17 protein-coding genes and 1 pseudogene are annotated in these 16283 nt (G+C 41.3%); 9 read left to right on the top strand and 9 right to left on the bottom strand.

Translation table 11 applies throughout. The annotated features are described in order from the left end of the window. Nucleotides 1-16: 16 nt before the first annotated feature. Complete coding sequence (locus tag PGRAN_RS07060; RefSeq protein ID WP_036066128.1) at nucleotides 17-505, top strand: hypothetical protein; 489 nt, start codon at nucleotides 17-19, stop codon at nucleotides 503-505. Nucleotides 506-561: 56 nt separating this feature from the next. Further along, entirely contained in the window at nucleotides 562-1365 is an 804-nt protein-coding gene (locus tag PGRAN_RS07055; protein WP_036066127.1) for a hypothetical protein, read from the top strand. A gap of 20 nt (nucleotides 1366-1385) precedes the next feature. On the opposite strand, the gene PGRAN_RS16250 is transcribed toward PGRAN_RS07055, so the two are convergent. Further along, a complete protein-coding gene (locus PGRAN_RS16250; RefSeq protein ID WP_077914617.1) occupies nucleotides 1386-1493 on the bottom strand; it encodes an LPXTG cell wall anchor domain-containing protein in 108 nt (35 codons plus the stop codon). A 606-nt stretch (nucleotides 1494-2099) separates the two neighbouring features. On the opposite strand from PGRAN_RS16250, the gene glmS reads away from it, so the two are divergent. Further along, nucleotides 2100-3908 carry a glutamine--fructose-6-phosphate transaminase (isomerizing) gene (gene glmS, locus PGRAN_RS07050; protein ID WP_036066126.1) on the top strand — a complete coding sequence of 603 codons (1809 nt, stop codon included), beginning with the start codon at nucleotides 2100-2102 and terminating at the stop codon, nucleotides 3906-3908. 50 nt (nucleotides 3909-3958) lie between these two features. Here glmS and dltD read toward each other — a convergent pair whose 3' ends face one another. From dltD to PGRAN_RS07025, 5 genes are read right to left on the bottom strand one after another with little or no spacing between them, the layout of a single operon-like run. Beyond that, nucleotides 3959-5230, bottom strand: a complete 1272-nt coding sequence (dltD, locus tag PGRAN_RS07045) for a D-alanyl-lipoteichoic acid biosynthesis protein DltD (RefSeq protein WP_036066125.1) — start codon at nucleotides 5228-5230, stop codon at nucleotides 3959-3961. Beyond that, entirely contained in the window at nucleotides 5227-5463 is a 237-nt protein-coding gene (dltC, locus tag PGRAN_RS07040; RefSeq protein WP_036066124.1) for a D-alanine--poly(phosphoribitol) ligase subunit DltC, read from the bottom strand. Before dltC ends, dltD begins: the two co-directional genes overlap by 4 nt. A gap of 29 nt (nucleotides 5464-5492) precedes the next feature. Then, nucleotides 5493-6671 (bottom strand): D-alanyl-lipoteichoic acid biosynthesis protein DltB, encoded by a 1179-nt coding sequence (gene dltB / locus PGRAN_RS07035; RefSeq protein ID WP_036066123.1) that lies wholly within the window; start codon nucleotides 6669-6671, stop codon nucleotides 5493-5495. Next, entirely contained in the window at nucleotides 6668-8206 is a 1539-nt protein-coding gene (gene dltA, locus PGRAN_RS07030; RefSeq protein ID WP_036066122.1) for a D-alanine--poly(phosphoribitol) ligase subunit DltA, read from the bottom strand. Before dltA ends, dltB begins: the two co-directional genes overlap by 4 nt. Nucleotides 8207-8227: 21 nt before the next feature. Next, nucleotides 8228-8374: a teichoic acid D-Ala incorporation-associated protein DltX gene (locus PGRAN_RS07025; RefSeq protein ID WP_036066121.1), complete on the bottom strand. Its 147-nt coding sequence runs from the start codon at nucleotides 8372-8374 to the stop codon at nucleotides 8228-8230. 462 nt (nucleotides 8375-8836) lie between these two features. On the opposite strand from PGRAN_RS07025, the gene rpiA reads away from it, so the two are divergent. Then, a complete protein-coding gene (rpiA, locus tag PGRAN_RS07020; RefSeq protein WP_036066120.1) occupies nucleotides 8837-9508 on the top strand; it encodes a ribose-5-phosphate isomerase RpiA in 672 nt (223 codons plus the stop codon). Nucleotides 9509-9547: 39 nt separating this feature from the next. Here rpiA and PGRAN_RS07015 read toward each other — a convergent pair whose 3' ends face one another. Both PGRAN_RS07015 and PGRAN_RS07010 read right to left on the bottom strand, forming a co-directional pair. Further along, complete coding sequence (locus tag PGRAN_RS07015) at nucleotides 9548-9982, bottom strand: GNAT family N-acetyltransferase (RefSeq protein WP_036066119.1); 435 nt, start codon at nucleotides 9980-9982, stop codon at nucleotides 9548-9550. A gap of 15 nt (nucleotides 9983-9997) precedes the next feature. Continuing rightward, the gene (locus PGRAN_RS07010; protein WP_051998472.1) at nucleotides 9998-10747 is read right to left on the bottom strand and encodes an alpha/beta hydrolase; all 750 of its coding nucleotides are present in this window, start codon (nucleotides 10745-10747) and stop codon (nucleotides 9998-10000) included. Between the two features lie 245 nt (nucleotides 10748-10992). Here PGRAN_RS07010 and PGRAN_RS07005 point away from each other — a divergent pair. The 4 genes and pseudogenes from PGRAN_RS07005 (at nucleotide 10993) to PGRAN_RS06990 (ending at nucleotide 13565) form a co-directional block, all read left to right on the top strand. Beyond that, a pseudogene (locus tag PGRAN_RS07005) lies at nucleotides 10993-12014 on the top strand (branched-chain amino acid aminotransferase). Between the two features lie 410 nt (nucleotides 12015-12424). After that, nucleotides 12425-12640: a hypothetical protein gene (locus tag PGRAN_RS07000; protein WP_149024010.1), complete on the top strand. Its 216-nt coding sequence runs from the start codon at nucleotides 12425-12427 to the stop codon at nucleotides 12638-12640. Nucleotides 12641-12717: 77 nt separating this feature from the next. Further along, nucleotides 12718-12966 (top strand): hypothetical protein, encoded by a 249-nt coding sequence (locus PGRAN_RS06995; RefSeq protein WP_036066116.1) that lies wholly within the window; start codon nucleotides 12718-12720, stop codon nucleotides 12964-12966. Nucleotides 12967-13022: 56 nt separating this feature from the next. Beyond that, on the top strand, nucleotides 13023-13565 hold the full coding sequence (locus tag PGRAN_RS06990) for an SMI1/KNR4 family protein (protein ID WP_051998471.1): 543 nt from the start codon (nucleotides 13023-13025) through the stop codon (nucleotides 13563-13565). A 53-nt stretch (nucleotides 13566-13618) separates the two neighbouring features. Here PGRAN_RS06990 and PGRAN_RS06985 read toward each other — a convergent pair whose 3' ends face one another. After that, complete coding sequence (locus PGRAN_RS06985) at nucleotides 13619-15094, bottom strand: LM6179_1298 family efflux MFS transporter (RefSeq protein ID WP_036066114.1); 1476 nt, start codon at nucleotides 15092-15094, stop codon at nucleotides 13619-13621. Nucleotides 15095-15226: 132 nt separating this feature from the next. Between PGRAN_RS06985 and PGRAN_RS06980 the strand changes: the two genes are divergently transcribed. Continuing rightward, nucleotides 15227-16279, top strand: a complete 1053-nt coding sequence (locus tag PGRAN_RS06980) for a M42 family metallopeptidase (protein ID WP_036066113.1) — start codon at nucleotides 15227-15229, stop codon at nucleotides 16277-16279. Nucleotides 16280-16283 lie beyond the last annotated feature (4 nt).

Here is a 16283-nt window from a genome sequence, read left to right as displayed (position 1 = left end):
TATGGAGGTAACTACTATGGAACTAACTTGGTCACTTTATGATTTGCAGAAGAGAGAAATGGTAAGCACTTTTCCGTCAATGGAAGATATTTCAATGAGCGAACGAATTATGGAACAAATAAAGGAAGGCAAAGATGCGCGCTGGGAGATGGAACTTTTCCCATTTGGTCTAGAAATCACGGAGGAGAACATTCATTTTAATATTGTTCTCGCCAATTTCTTAGATGTGCAAGTGCAACAAATTGTATTTTCCTTTAATATTACGGTCGGTGGTAGATCGATTGGTACAGCTTATTTTGATGCCGGCAAGAATGATATCGGCATGATTGAGCCAGAAGTTGGTATTATCCAACGCTTCACTTTCGAAAATCCAGGATTCAGAGTCGGCGCGACAGATGATTACGTTTTCAATGCGACATACCGCTATGTCTACAAAGAAGAAGAGTTCTGGCGTTTATCCGAGCTTGAATATATTGTGGACGGCAAAAAAATGAACCTGCTATAGGCACAGAAAATACAGCTTCCCAGAAGGTTTTCAAAAAAACAACGAGGAGTTGTAGGATGAAGAAACAAGTAAGTGGATTTATCATGTTATTTTTAGGGACAACGTTGCTACCTAATGTTAGTAGTTTTTTATACAGCTGGGCACTAAATGGCTCCGATTTTAAGTTAACGTGGATTTTGTGGGTAACATTGGCTTTAACCGTATTACTATTCGTTTTTGGTATATTGGCACTGCTAGATAAGTCCTCTTTAGCGGCTAATTTAGTCATTTTACTTGGGTTTAGTGTTTTTCAAGGTTGGATGTTATGGCAAAATCAAATGAAACCATGGATCGATGCAGGCGAGTTAGACATGCTAGATTATTCTCGTATTATCACGCTTTTAGTTGCACTCATCGGTCTCGTTTCGCCTTTCATAAACACAACGGAGAAGCCGTCAACACCAAGCATAGATTGGCAAAAAAAATGGCGTTGGGCAGGCGTATTTTTCGCAATACTTGGTTTAGGACTGTCGGTTACAATCGCGGTCATCGTCTTATCTGGCGAAGAATTCTTTTTCACAACACCGTTTGATGCGTATCTTGGAATAGGCATTGCATTTTTCTTCCTACTTGCTATTCTATTCGGATTTAAAAAACCAAATGCCTTCATCACGGCGCCGCTACTAGGCCTATCTTTCAATTTCTTGACAGAATATCTATGGCTCGAACAAATACTCCAAAAAATTGGCTCACAGATCGGTTCGCAAATTGGTCAAGATGAAAATACGATTGTCGCGCTTAAATTAATTATCGGTACACTCGGCATATTTGCGAGTCTGTTCTTAGTCATAGCGACAGAAAAAAAGAAATTCGACGCCTAATTAGGATCGAATTTCTTTTTTTACCATTTTTTTCGTAATAATAGTACAATCGCGGCAATAATCAAGATACCACCTATTACAATGGTCCAAATCGAGAAGTTGTCGCCGGTTCCTGGTAATTCATTCATTTCGACAGCATGGACTGTTTGTAATGAACCGAATTTCCAAAAAATGGCCCACGCAACAAAAAGTGTTGTAAACCCAGCAAGTATTTTCTGAAAAAAATTTCATGTGTTAACCTCCAAGTTTCATGATTTGAAATTCTACATCGTATCATCGCTAAAACCTGATTATGACAGGAAATGACGCTTCCTCTCCATTATCAAATAAAAACTACTTTTTGTCAACGGCTATACCAATTTTGTAATTGGTACATTATATAAGGCTTGACGAACTATACAACTTTGAGGTATGATAATTTTGTTTCCTAGAAAAAAATGAGGAGGATCGCTCAAAATTAAATAGAAGCGCCAGAACTAGGTAATTGTCCTAGTTGACGAGGAAGGGATTAATCGAAAATTCGGCGGGAGTCCCTCGGTTGTACATGCAATCGTGATGCCTTTGCTACAAACCATTAGGGTGACCTAGTGAACAGAGTGGAAAGGAACATGTTTTTACCCCCCATGGAAACGCGAAAAGGAAAACAGACAACGGAATAGTCTGCCCTTTTTTCAAAAAATAGAGGGCTTGCATACAGGATACGTCTGCTCTCATACCAAATGGAGGATATTATTATGTGTGGAATTGTAGGATTTATTGGAAAGAAAAATGCGAAAGAAGTTTTATTAGAAGGACTAGAAAAGTTAGAATATCGTGGTTACGACTCAGCTGGAATTGCTTTGAAATCATCTGATGGCGTACTCGTAGCGAAGGAAAAAGGTCGGATTGCTGACTTGCGAGCAGAAGTACCAGCCGGTGCATCTGGTGAAATGGGGATCGGTCATACGCGTTGGGCAACACACGGAAAGCCGAGTCACGCCAATGCACATCCCCACCAAAGCAAATCAGGGCGTTATACGATGGTGCATAACGGCGTCATTGAAAACTACTCCTTACTAACAGATCAATATTTAGCTGATGCTAGTTTTGCGAGTGATACGGACACAGAAGTGATCGTCCTACTCATCGAAATGTTTGCAAACCAAGGCATGACAACGAAGGAAGCATTCACGAAGACACTTAGCTTACTTCATGGTTCTTACGCTATTTGCCTGATCGATAAAGAAGATAATGAAACGCTCTATGCAGCGAAAAATAAAAGCCCACTCCTCATCGGAAAAGGCAAAGATTTCAACGTTATTGCAAGTGATGCCATGGCTGTAATTCGTGAAACGGATCAGTTTGTCGAAATTATGGATGGAGAAATCGTGCTTGTAAAACGCGATGGTGTAACGATCGAAACGCTAGATGGCGAAGAAATCGAACGCGAGGCTTACACAGCAGAATTAGATGCATCCGATATTGAAAAAGGAACGTATCCGCATTACATGCTAAAAGAAACAGATGAACAACCGGCTGTGATTCGTAAAATTATCCAAGCCTACCAAAATGAAGATGGTGAGGTAACAGTCAATCCAACCATCGTGAATGAAGTACTGGCATCCGATCGTATTCACATCGTCGCATGCGGGACAAGTTATCACGCAGGGCTAGTCGGTAAAAATCTGATTGAAAAATTAGCTGCAATACCAGTAGAAGTTCACGTTTCCAGCGAATTTGGCTACAATATGCCACTTCTATCTGAGAAGCCACTTTTCATTTTTATTACGCAGAGTGGTGAAACAGCAGATAGTCGTCAAGTTTTGGTGAAGGTAAAAGAGCTTGGATACCGTTCTCTAACGATCACAAACGTGCCAGGCTCCACGCTTGAGCGCGAGGCAGACCACACTATGCACCTCCATGCTGGGCCAGAAATTGCAGTAGCATCAACCAAAGCCTATACAGCACAAATCGCTGCTTTATCTATTCTAGCAACCGTTGTAGGTCGTAAGAAAGGCCTTAGCATCGCCAAAGATTTCAATTTAACGGTGGAACTAGGCATCGTTGCCAACGCGATGGAAACGTTGGTTGACAGCAAAGAAATCATCGAGCATATCGCTGGTGAGTATTTAGCAACGACACGCAACGCCTTTTTCCTTGGTCGCCATATCGATTATTTCGTTGCAATGGAAGCGGCGCTGAAGCTAAAAGAAATTTCTTATATCCAAGCAGAAGGTTTTGCGAGTGGTGAATTGAAGCATGGAACGATTGCCTTGATTGAAGAAGGTACGCCGGTTCTTGCGCTAATCACGCAAGAAAGCATTAACTGGAATATTCGCGGTAACGTAAAAGAAGTACTTGCACGTGGCGCTAAGGCTTGTATCCTCTCGATGGAGGGCGTGAACCAACCAGGTGATCAATTCGTTATACCAAAAGTACACGAGCTTCTGACACCGCTTGCGAGCGTTGTACCGTGTCAACTTCTAGCGTACTACGCAGCGCTTCATCGCGGTTGTGATGTCGATAAGCCACGTAACCTCGCGAAAAGTGTCACGGTAGAATAAACAAATAAGGATGTAGAAACGTATTAAATACGTGCTCTACATCCTTATTTTTATTTATTAACTTCCTTTTTGGGAGGGAGAAGCTGTTTAAAATAAAACTGTTTTGGCGTTTTCTCATAACTAGGTTTGGTCTTATTGTTCATAAATTGATCGATTTGTTTGTCGATCACGACCCAACCACGCCAAGACAAATGAATCGTGTCTTCTAAGAAGTAAGGTGTATCGCTATAGCGCGACATGTCTACATATTGAAATCCTTGATCCTTCACTTGCTTTCCAGACTTATCATAATACTTCTGTAATTTCTCTCTCGAAGCGCCGATATAGTCATACCAAGGACCGTTCACAGGTGGATTAATAAATAATACATCTGCACCAACTTCTTTAAACGCGTCCATAACAAGTTGCAAATCACTGTATTCTGGCGACTTATCGTAGCTTAAGTTCGTTCGACTATCTTTCAACTGGTTAATCGTAGGTGCCAGTTTCTTCTGATAATAAGAATCCTTAATAAAAAATGGATTAGCTCCGACTTTAGACTCGCCGGTTTTTGTAGCTAGCTCGTCTAATTTCGCGTAATCTAACTTGTCAGGAAGCAATCTCAAGTTATTCGCGACTTTTTCTTCGCGTGATCCTTTAATAAACTTCGATTCCAAATCATCTTTCCGCTGCAAAATTTTCATTTCGGCAGCAGCGGCCATTTTCGTAAATGTATTGACCTCGGTTTTAGGACCAGGGGATGCAATATTTTCAAGTAAGGTAGATAAAGTCGTATCGTTTTTCACGACTTTATAACTTAGTAATCGGCGTGCGGCATATCTTCTCTCAGGTGTTGGAGCATCGTCAGAAAGCGCAAATTTGTACGCTTGCAGTGGCGAGAAATTCCCACCAAAATGTCCATCATCAACACCAGCAGGTTGAAACCATTGTGGTGATAGGATAAACACGACTTTTTTGCCTTTTAGCTCGTTTCCCATCGCTTTAATATCTAAATAATGCGAGAGTGATTGTGTACCAGGACGACCGATTAGAAATGGCGTATAGCCACGATTATATTTCTCGGAGAACACATTCGGATGGAATTGATCGACCCGAGAAAGCTCAGAAGAACCGAAAATAGGTAAATAAGTTTTATCTGCCGCAAGCATTTTTTGTTGAATGGCAACACCTTGAACGACAGTAGTACTCATAGAAGTCGCGCTTTTTTTGATCGTGCCTTGTGTGACGCCACCAAAGATGGAACTTGGGCCGAACAGGATGCATAAGAACACAGCCCCTGCAATAAGCAAAGGCCCAAATGTCATCCAAAGCTTCTTTTTCATTTTAGTTCCTCAAGTTTCGCGATGATTTGATCCGGAGTTGCCCACTCATCACGATCAAATTCGGAAACAGGAACTGTAATACCTAAGCGCGATTCTACTTCTATTAAAAATTGCACGGTTGCCATTGAATCAAGTAAACCTTCATCAAACATGTTCACAGAAGTGTTCTCCACAACTTCCTCAGACTCTGTAATCTCTTCTAAAATTTCTAATACATCTTCACGAAATGCCATAATAATTTACCACCTTACCCTAATATAGTTTAAAAACTTATTTTGTCTAAAATACCCGAGAAAATCAGGAAGCCGAAGCAGACGAACTGGAACGTAATCACGATGCCAATCACGTTTGTGACTTTGTTTTTCGGATAGAATTTCTTTTTCTTATTCCAGCGTTCAAAGAGGTCGAAGCCGACAATCAAAGCCGCCTGATATAACCCATAAACGATGTAATACCAATGAAGTCCGTGCCACATTCCCATGAGAAGAAAGTTCGCAAAATAGGCGATATAGGCTACGGTAAACTTGCTTTTGAAAAACTTCTTTTTCGTCATCCAGAAAACGAGACGCATGAAGACGAAATCACGGAACCAGAAGGACAATGTCATGTGCCAGCGATTCCAGAATTCTTTAATATTGCGACTAGCGAACGGTTTGTTAAAGTTCATCGGTGTTTGCACGCCCATCAAGTAACTAACTCCAACGGCAAAAGCGCTGTAACCTGCAAAATCAAAGAATAAATACATACTATACGCATACATATAACCGACCAAACTCCACCCGAATTGGACGTGGTGGTGGAGGTTATACTCCAGTCCAACAATAGCGTTCGTTTGAATTACGTATGCAATAATAAATTTATATAGAAAACCTAAGAAAATAAGGAAAATGCCTCGATTAAGTAAATTCGCATATTTGTCTGAATCTAGTGGTGAGTCGGCTTCTTTTTTAAATCGACGGAAGCGATCAATAGGACCAGATGATAGCGTAGGAAAGAACAATAGAAAGTTAATGAAATCCCAAGAGTTCAATTCTTTAATCAAGCCATCACGCGTTTCCATGATCATTTGCGCGGCCTTAAAAGTTAAGTACGATATCCCGAGAAACCCAAGCATCGTTGAGTTTGCAGCAAGCAAAGGTTGTACTTTTACGATAAATAATGGGAGAATCGCGAGGATCAATGCGAGAACAAAGATACCACCGTGATTATGTTTCTGACGATAATTAAAGTATAGTCTCACAAGCGCTAGTTGCCAAAAAACGAAAACGATTAGGGCAATGGCTTGGATTGGATTGCCAGCGAACATCATGTAGATGAAAACTAGCGTTACAAAAGCATTGTAAACTGGCATTCGTTTACCGAGCAAACCAGCAATCACAATCGGAGCTAAAAAAGCGAACAATACTGCAAAATAGAGTATTGATCCGTATGGCGTTGTCATGAATTCACCTCACTGGATAGCATCTTGCGGTCAATTTTGCCGTTCATCGTTAGTGGGAATTCTTCTTTGTAGACCCATTTGCGTGGAATCATGTAGCTTGGCATCGATTCAGCGAGCACTTTTTTGATAGCAGCACTTAGTTTGTACTCTTTCTCAAAATCGTGTGCAAAAGGAACAACGAATGCAACTAAGCTGTCCACTTTTCCTTCGCGCATCTTTGGAACAACAATACAAGAGCGAATATAGCTGACTTCTTTTAAATTATTCTCGATATCTTCAAGTTCAATGCGATAACCGTGAAGTTTAATTTGGAAGTCCAAGCGTCCTTGGAAAAATAGCATACCGTCAATGATCATACCACAATCACCGGTCTTGTAGGCTTGGAAAAGCGTGTCCGCATAAAATACAGCATTTGTTTTCTCAGGCTCATTTAGATAGCCCTTGGAAACACTGGGACCAACCAAAACGATCTCGCCTTTCTCGCCGTCAGGTAAAGCTACACCATCTTCATCCATAATTAGAAGTTTCGTATCAGGCTTAATACGGCCTAGTGGCAAGCTTGGATAGGTATCTACATTTTCAGCATTAATCACGACATTAGTAACAGCAACTGTTGCCTCGGTTGGCCCATACGTGTTATAAACGGTAGCCTGAGGGAAGCGTGTAATCAGTTCACGTGCCGTTTCTTTCGTTAAAACTTCCCCACAAAATAGGAAATGCGTGATAGACGGATTCATGTCACCATTGAAATTAGCGTCCATCAGACAAATGTCCACAAAAGAGGGTGTCGAAACCCAGACGTTCACTTGCAAATCTGGAATGGCTTCGTACAAACTTTTTAAATTAGCACTAATTGTCTTATCAAGTGGCACTAGTGTCCCGCCGGCAAGTAAGCACGGATAGAGATCCATCACTGAAAGATCAAACGAGTAGGGTGCCTGATTTAAGAAACGCTCGCCTTCACTAATACCAAAGTCTTGCAAAATCCAATTCGTGAAGCTAACCAGATTGTTATGGCTAATCTGAACGCCTTTTGGAACACCAGTACTTCCAGATGTGAAAATGATATAGTAATTCTCATCGGCTTTCACAAATTGGGATGTAGCAGGTTGCTTTCCTTTATTTTTTTCAATAAAGGCATGTAATTGTTCTGGTGTAACGATATCATTATGCCCTGTTACAGCCTCCTCAGGCAGCGTTTCGGTGCAAAGAATTAGACTAGGATTAGCAACTTCTGTAATCTGTTTAATGCGGTCAGCTGGCATAGATACATCGATGGGAACATACGCCCGTCCAGCTTTCGAACAAGCTAAGAATGTAACAATTTGCGAAGCTGACATGTGTCCATACACAAGGACTGGTGCATCATCCGTTAAAACTTGCATTAAAAAGACTGCTAATGCGTCTGACTGTTCCTTTAATTCTCTATAAGTCAGTGACTCACCTTGGTAGTCGTAGCAAGACTTATTCGGTGTCTTCGTTGCCCACTCATCGATTCGTTCATTAATGGAAGTAGTGAAAAAAGATACACTCATTCATAATCCCCTCTCTTCTCTCTAAAATTCGTTATAAATAAAGGTTGTGTCGTTTGGATTTTTGAAACCGTAGAACCATAGTAAGCCTAGTAATACAATCAAGTAGAACAAGGTCTTCCAGATAAATATAGCTCTTGGATGAGACATCGCGGTTTTTAACTTCTTCATGCTGGGCATCACCTCTTAATATTTCTTTAATATTACAAATGTTAAAATCGAGTGTCATGTATTTATATAATGTAACGCATTTTCTTGGAAATGTCCAATTACATTTTTGTAAGGTTACGTAAGAATGGGTTTACGGGAGATTAAATTAGCATTTTGGACTATTTTTTTTTATAGAAAGACTGTTTTAAATGTAAATAAAACTACATCAACAAATTATTTTTTTATGAAAAAGCATTACTGGGCAACATTTTATAAGGTTTTGAAGGGATATTTATGAACTTTTTGTGAATTTTTGAAGAATGTAAGATGTAATAGAAAAAAACTAAAAAATGGTATTTAATGTATGGAATGTTTCGCAGTGTAATAATTCAATTTATGAAGCTTTGTATGATACGACTATGCGAAACCTTCGAAATTCTATATAATGGAGAGAGAATGAACTTTTTGAGGGGGATTGTGGAGATGAATAGTAAACAAATCGCGGGAGAAAAGGCGTGTGAGTTTATTCAAGATGGTATGGTTGTAGGGCTTGGTACAGGATCAACCGCTTATTACATGATTCAAAAATTAGGTGATCGCGTGGCTGATGGACTAAATGTTACTGGTGTAGTCACATCGAAAGCAACAGAAGAATTGGCGAAAGAGCGCAATATTCCGCTAATGGATTTAAACGAGGTTGGCGAAATTGACTTGACGATTGACGGTACGGATGAAGTTGATGGGTTGTTTCGGGGTATTAAAGGTGGCGGTGGTGCACTTTTATTCGAAAAACTAGTAGCACAAGCATCCAAAAGAAGTATTTGGGTTATTGGGGAAGACAAGGTTGTGGAGACACTAGGCGCCTTCCCATTACCAGTTGAGGTCGTGCCGTTTGGTTACAAGCAAGTGGAGCGTCAGCTAGAAATGAATGGATACAAGCCAGTGTTGCGTCATCATGAAGATGGTAGCGTTTATTTAACGGACAGCGAAAACTATATTTTAGATTTACATATGGGGGCAGTCACCAATCCTGAGGAATTAAACACGTGGTTGAATAACCTACCCGGCGTTGTTGAGAATGGTTTATTCTTGAATTATGCGACTTCGATCGTTATCGGTTATTCCAATGGAAACGTGGAGGTCCGAGATAAATAAAAAAGAGGTTCCCGAATTTTGGGAGCCTCCTTTTTATGCTTAACCTATTTGTTTTTGCATATTTTTATGTTCAATACCAGCATCTAGGAAGATATCGGAGCACACTTCATAGCCTAGTTTTTCGTAAAAGGGAATCGCGGTTGTTTGTGCACCTAGTTTCAGAAGGGTAACTTTTTGGGCGATTGCCTCTTGTTCAATGGCTTCCATAATGCGACGTCCGCTGCCTTTTTTACGAGCTATCTTGCGGGCGCAGATGCGCTCTACTTTGCCATACTCGGGAAGAGCGCGAAATCGCCCTGTCGCAAGCGCTGTACCATCTTCATCATAGTCGACAAACATGATTGTTGAGTCCAGTGAATCGAACTCGTCCCACTCCAACTCAGGATCTACTTTTTGTTCTAAAACGAAAACCTCCTTACGAATATCAAATGCATCTTGTTTCCCAGATTTGTCGGTTACTTTCTGTACTGTCATGCTTCTTTTTCCTCCTTAAACGGTCATATCTTCGGTGGCAAACTGTTCTTTATCTAGCATAAATTGCAACGCTTCTTTCACAAAAGGCTGCCAATATTTCCAGCGATGCTTGCCCTCGAATTCTTGAAAATAATAATCAAAACCACGCGCTTCCAAAATAGTATGAAGTGCAAGATTTGGTTCCAAAAAGTTTGCGACATTATCATCGGTTGTTGGGACTTCGGTTTCTTCACTACCAATGACGTGGAAAATCTTCACTAAAGCAGGGTTCGCTTTCTCGGCAAGTGTCATTAATTCTTCATTCACGAGCGGGGAATGTAAAATCGCATTTCCAAATGTATGTGGGTACTTTAGCGCAGCTTTGAGAGAAACGCTGGCTCCGAGGGAATCACCCATCAAGAAACGACTAGCACCCATATGATATGTCGGGTAATTGGCTTCGATGTAAGGTACTAATTCATGTGCTAGAAAGCGAATATACGCCTCATTTTGCGCACCGTCTGGATGGTATTTCGCTCGTCGGTCCTCCACGGTTTTATAAGGGATGCCTACAAAAATGGCCTCTTGAATGGTTTTGCTTTCTACTAATTCATCAGCGAAGCGTGCCAGTTTGCCAAATTGAAAATAATCTTTTCCATCCTGCACTAGGAAAAATGGATACTTCGAAAGAGGCGAAAACGTTGGTGGTAAGTAAATTAATAAGTCCAATTCCTCATTTAAAACAGTGCTCCAGATCTTTTTTTCCAACATTTTTGCTTCTGTCATTTTTATAATCCCCTTTCCTAGATCGTTATTATTATCTAAATTTTTAGACAATAGTCTGTAAATAAACCAATTTGCGCTGAATTTAAATAACGTACTAACATTCTACCACAAAATAAAGCAGAACGGCAAAATTTTGCTTAAATAATCAGTTTTTTTTTCAAAAGGTTATAAGTCTTTTTTCCAATCCACTGAAATTATGATATAATGAACAAATCAAATATTAGAAGAAAAAGGGTGGGAATCGCATGAGCAGTAAGGATATTGATTGGAGCACACTTGGTTTTGAGTATATAAAAACGGATTTGCGCTATGTGTCTATTTGGGAAAATGGCAAGTGGGATGATGGGACAATGACAGAAGATAATGTCGTCCATATTGCAGAGGGCTCCACAGCGATTCACTACGGACAGCAGTGTTTTGAAGGTTTGAAAGCCTATCGCACGAAAGATGGTTCGATTAATTTATTCCGACCAGATCAGAACGCGAAACGGATGAAAGCAAGTTGTGATCGTCTATTGATGCCGGAATTTCCAGAAGATCGTTTTATTGATGCGTGTAAGCAAGTAGTTGCGGCGAATGAAGCTACATGCCGCCGTACGGTTCAGGTGGAACGATGTATTTACGCCCATACTTAATTGGAATTGGCGATAATCTAGGCGTTCGCACAGCACCGAAATTCATGTTTTCTGTATTTTGTTGCCCGGTTGGCCCGTATTTTAAAGGTGGCCTAAATCCGACTAACTTCATTATTTCGGAGTACGATCGCGCGGCGCCAAACGGTACGGGTGCCTCTAAAGTAGGCGGTAACTATGCAGCAAGCCTTTACCCAGGTAAAATCGCGAAAGACCGTGAGTTCAGCGATTGCATTTACTTAGATCCCGCGACACATACAAAAATTGAAGAAGTAGGCGCAGCGAACTTTTTTGGAATCACAAAAGATAATCGTTTCGTAACGCCGTTTTCGCCATCTATTTTACCGAGTATTACGAAGTATTCCTTACTTTATTTAGCGGAACACCGCCTTGGTTTGAAGGCCGAAGAAGGAGACGTGTACATCGATAAATTGGACGAGTTCACAGAAGCTGGTGCGTGTGGTACGGCGGCCGTGATTTCACCGATTGGTGGCATCCAAAATGGTGACGACTTCCACGTGTTTTATAGTGAAACCGAAGTTGGACCTGTGACGAAGCAATTGTATGATGAGCTTTGCGGTATCCAGTTTGGTGACATTGAAGCGCCAGAAGGTTGGATTTATAAAGTGAAATAAATTTTGATAGAGGTTTACGAACTTTGATCCGCAGGGTATAATGAATTTGGAAATAGTATGGGCGTGAGCTCACCAAAATCCCCTCGTTGTGTGGCAACGAGGGGATTTTTTAAGGTGTTAGAGGCGCCGTCTATTTATTTTTCACGGCCCCGACTCGCTAACTTGTGTTTGAGCCATACAATAGCACAGCCAACAACAGTCGGCGCAATGATACTGGAGAATAGTATGAACATGAAACTCACCTCCTTCTTGTGAATGACTCACACGAAGATAGACCACGATTCATTATTTTTATATAGACAACAGGTTATAAAAATAGAAAGTCTAGAGTAAGGAAAATACATCGATTAGTACATAGAAATATGATGTTTTGTGGTTTGGATTAGCTTAGTACAAGAAAATAGGTGATAATGATGAAATTGACAGAGAGCAAGAAGGTAAAGATTCTTTTATGGATTCTTGGTAGTAATTTTTTTACGGGGATATTAGCACCTGACGAGGTTTCAGATGTTTATTTGGCGTCCAATTTAGTGATTTTAGTGACGCTGATTGTATTGGAATGGCGTTATAAAAGGAAAAATCGTAAAGAAAGTAGTGAGACATGGGGAGAACAACAGCAAAGATAACATCGATTTTTTGTATTAGTTTGGGTTCCAAGTATTATGTAGGTGTCAGAAATGCTGAATAGGAAGAGGAGTAATACATGGCTTTATGGGGTTCGCTCATTATTTATGTGGTGATTTCAGGATTTATCCTTATATTTAGTAAAAAATACGGTTTTCGAATTGCGATAGCGCTAGGGCTAGGGCTTCTTATGCTGTTTATATTTGAGGATACGCCTAAGGATACGTTTTTTGTGGCTTTAGATATTGGCTTGTCGCTTTCTGTGTTTTCGATTTTGTTACTGGTAGTTGTGTTTTTGTGGGCTAAAAATAGATGTAAAAAAGTATAGATTTTTAGGAGGAGAATAAGATTAGTATTTTTAGAGAAGATGAAGAAGTGATTCCAATGCTAACAAAAGCAAATATTGAGCTGGCGGAAGCGACATTTGGCGTGAAGTTACCTGCGAGCTATGTGAAAGTTTTGGAGGAGAGAAATGGTGGTTATTTAAAAACGGATGCGGTGCCAGTAAATTTTGCGAACGATTGGGCAGAAGATCATATTCATTTGGATGAGCTCTATGGTATTGGACCGGATGAAGGCATTATGGAGACGGAATATTTGAGAAATGAATGGGGGATTACTAAAGGAGATATCATTATTATTGGTGGGGACGGTCATGCATTTGTCGCGCTTGATTATGAGGGGACAACGACAGATCCGAAGGTTATACACATTGATACGGATAGTTCGAAAGTGAATGTGATTTGCGACAGTTTTGATGCGTTATTGCGAATAATGTATGTAGCGGAGGATCCGGACGATGACGAGATGCCTCACCGGATAGATTGGAAAAAGAAGCTCAAGAATGTTGCCACCATCGTGATTTTATTAGCGGTATGTGGTGCTATTATTTATAAAGGCTACATGTATATTTCTGATTGGCTATAAAATTAAAAACAGCGATGCAATCTGTATGATCGAGATTGTATCGCTGTTTTACGTCAATTCCCTGAAATGTGTTTTTTCGGTAAAATAAAATGGATCGCGTAGCTGAGTAGGCAGCAGGCGAACATGGCCCAGAATACCATATGCAGTCCGTTGTACAGAACATCGCGTAACGGTTCAACGAGTGTGACATCCACATTTCCAGATGTCTGTGGGCTGATTAGTTGGTTTAGGTTATCCCGATTCACACCAGTCGCTGTGTCACGAAAACCATTCGCCAATACGGAGTTGAAAATCGTTCCGAATACCGCGACACCAATCGTCTGGCCGACCGTACGAAATAGTGTATTAGAAGCCGTCGCGATTCCGGTCTGATCTTTTCGCACAGCATCTTGGACGGTGACCGTCGTGGTTGTAAATATAATCCCAAACCCAAAGCCCATCAAGGCGCTATCAAGATAGAAGTATAGGTCCGGTGTTGTGCTCGGAAACAGCGCCAAAAAAAGTCCGCTGACCGTCGCGATAATTACGCCGAGTCCAACCGTGTGGCGATTCCCAATCGACATCAATAGCCGACCACCGATAAACGAACCGATAATCCAGCTCACCGACAGCGGTGCAATCATTAGGCCGGCAATCATGGCATCATGGCCCATCATGCCTTGCGCCCACATCGGAATGTACACATTAATCCCAATCAAGAACGCGCTCACGAGAAATCCAATCAAGTTTCCGATCAGCACGACTGGATTTTTAAACAGGATGAAAGGCATGATCGGGTCTTGGGCTCGTTTCTCGGCGTAATAGAAAGCAACGAATAGCGCTATCGACATAGCGAACAATACGATGACGAGCGGCTCTAGCCAATTCAGCGTCTCACCAGCTCGTTGCAAAGCGAATAGTAGGCTGAGCAGTGCGACGGTGAACAGCGTTGTTCCTAAGTAATCGATCGGTAATTTGACGCGAACGAGGTTTTCCTTCAAGTAAATCGAAATCAAAATAATCGTTGCAATTCCGACGGGCACGTTGATGAAGAAAATCCAGTGCCATGATAGCTGATCTACTAAAAATCCACCGAGCAATGGTCCGAAAACACCAGCGATTCCCCATGCGGCTCCCATGAAGCCAAGCACTTTTGCTCGTTTTTCGAATGGGTAGACGTCAGCGATAATCGTCATCGTCGTTGGTAAAATTCCGCCAGCTCCGATTCCTTGAATGGCTCTAAAAATAATTAATTGCTCCATCGTTTGCGCGAAACCACAGAGGGAGGAACCAACAATGAAAATAATGGTGGCGATAATAAATATTTTTTTGCGGCCGAATAAATCGGATAATTTTCCGTAAATTGGGACAGTAACGGCCGAAGTAAGTAAGTAAATCGAGAAAATCCAGTTCATCAGCTCGATGCCCTGCAAGGCGCTGACAATAGTAGGCATCGCCGTACTAACAATCGTTCCCTCAATCGCAGCCATAAAAGTAGCCACAAAAACAGCAATCGTGACGGCTGTTCTTTTTGTATTCGTTTGTTCCATTTTGATAAAAACTCCTTTCACATAACGTTAAAATTATAACATAACTCGAAATGAAAAAGCAGGATAGCCGTCATTATTTTAAAAAAGGGGTATAATGAAACGTGAGAAGAAAGTGTGAGGAGGAGTTGGAGAATGGCGTTTGAACCAAATACATTAGAGACGATGCAGTTGATCAAGGAATTGACATCGATACCGAGCCCTACTGGGAACACGGAACAGGCACTTGCCTTCGTCGAAAATTACTTGAAAGAAGCTGGGATTGCGAGTACGCGAAACAATAAAGGTGCGTTACTCGTATGTATCCCTGGGAAAGATGATACGAAACAGCGGATGTTGACAGCGCATGTGGATACGCTTGGCGCGATGGTGAAGCAGGTGAAATCCGACGGTCGTCTCGCGATCAATCTGATTGGTGGTTATCGTTTTAACGCAATTGAAGGCGAGTACTGTACAGTAGAAACAAGCGATGGCAAGCGTTATACGGGAACCATTTTGATGCACCAAACGTCGGTTCACGTGTATCAAGAAGCCGGGACAGCCCCTCGTGACGCGAAAAATATCGAGATTCGCTTAGATGCCAAAGTTTTTAATCCAGAAGATGTGGCAGCGCTTGGAATTAGTGTTGGTGACTTTGTGTCGCTCGATCCACGCGCGAGGATTATAAACGAGGAATTCATTAAATCGCGTCACCTCGATGACAAAGCGAGCGTTGCGATCCTGCTTACCCTTTTGAAAAAGTTGCAACAAGATGGCGAAGTGTTACCATATACGACGAATTTCCTGATTTCCAATAATGAAGAGATTGGCTACGGTGGTAACTCGAATATTCCCGCCGAGACAGTGGAGTACCTTGCTGTCGACATGGGCGCGCTTGGTGATGGCCAAACGTCTGATGAATACACGGTTTCGATTTGTGCGAAGGATGGAAGCGGCCCGTACCATTATGGTTTACGCAAGAATTTGGTGCAGCTTTGTATAGATAATGGGATTGATTACAAAGTTGATATTTACCCGTTTTATAGTTCCGATGCAAGCGCTGCGATCAAGGCTGGTTTTGACATTGTGCACGGCTTAATCGGGCCCGGAATCGACGCTAGCCATGCTTACGAAAGGACGCACCGAGATTCTTTATATCACACAGAAAAATTAGTGTACGCTTATTTATTTTCTGAAATGGTGAAATAGGAGG

The organism is Listeria grandensis FSL F6-0971, assembly GCF_000525835.1.
GTDB lineage: Bacteria > Bacillota > Bacilli > Lactobacillales > Listeriaceae > Listeria_A > Listeria_A grandensis.
Note: the sequence above shows the minus strand (reverse complement) of the source record. Positions and strands in the feature narration are given on the sequence as shown.

Excerpts from the sequence above, each read along its gene's own strand:
- PGRAN_RS16250 (WP_077914617.1), bottom strand. The coding sequence starts at position 1,493 with ATGAATGAATTACCAGGAACCGGCGACAACTTCTCGATTTGGACCATT.
- PGRAN_RS07055 (WP_036066127.1), top strand. The coding sequence starts at position 562 with ATGAAGAAACAAGTAAGTGGATTTATCATGTTATTTTTAGGGACAACG.
- dltD (WP_036066125.1), bottom strand. The coding sequence starts at position 5,230 with ATGAAAAAGAAGCTTTGGATGACATTTGGGCCTTTGCTTATTGCAGGG.
- PGRAN_RS06980 (WP_036066113.1), top strand. The coding sequence starts at position 15,227 with ATGGCGTTTGAACCAAATACATTAGAGACGATGCAGTTGATCAAGGAA.
- glmS (WP_036066126.1), top strand. The coding sequence starts at position 2,100 with ATGTGTGGAATTGTAGGATTTATTGGAAAGAAAAATGCGAAAGAAGTT.
- rpiA (WP_036066120.1), top strand. The coding sequence starts at position 8,837 with ATGAATAGTAAACAAATCGCGGGAGAAAAGGCGTGTGAGTTTATTCAA.
- PGRAN_RS07060 (WP_036066128.1), top strand. The coding sequence starts at position 17 with ATGGAACTAACTTGGTCACTTTATGATTTGCAGAAGAGAGAAATGGTA.
- PGRAN_RS07010 (WP_051998472.1), bottom strand. The coding sequence starts at position 10,747 with ATGACAGAAGCAAAAATGTTGGAAAAAAAGATCTGGAGCACTGTTTTA.
- PGRAN_RS07000 (WP_149024010.1), top strand. The coding sequence starts at position 12,425 with ATGATGAAATTGACAGAGAGCAAGAAGGTAAAGATTCTTTTATGGATT.
- dltC (WP_036066124.1), bottom strand. The coding sequence starts at position 5,463 with ATGGCATTTCGTGAAGATGTATTAGAAATTTTAGAAGAGATTACAGAG.
- PGRAN_RS07025 (WP_036066121.1), bottom strand. The coding sequence starts at position 8,374 with ATGAAGAAGTTAAAAACCGCGATGTCTCATCCAAGAGCTATATTTATC.
- PGRAN_RS06985 (WP_036066114.1), bottom strand. The coding sequence starts at position 15,094 with ATGGAACAAACGAATACAAAAAGAACAGCCGTCACGATTGCTGTTTTT.
- dltB (WP_036066123.1), bottom strand. The coding sequence starts at position 6,671 with ATGACAACGCCATACGGATCAATACTCTATTTTGCAGTATTGTTCGCT.
- PGRAN_RS06990 (WP_051998471.1), top strand. The coding sequence starts at position 13,023 with ATGCTAACAAAAGCAAATATTGAGCTGGCGGAAGCGACATTTGGCGTG.
- PGRAN_RS07015 (WP_036066119.1), bottom strand. The coding sequence starts at position 9,982 with ATGACAGTACAGAAAGTAACCGACAAATCTGGGAAACAAGATGCATTT.
- PGRAN_RS06995 (WP_036066116.1), top strand. The coding sequence starts at position 12,718 with ATGGCTTTATGGGGTTCGCTCATTATTTATGTGGTGATTTCAGGATTT.
- dltA (WP_036066122.1), bottom strand. The coding sequence starts at position 8,206 with ATGAGTGTATCTTTTTTCACTACTTCCATTAATGAACGAATCGATGAG.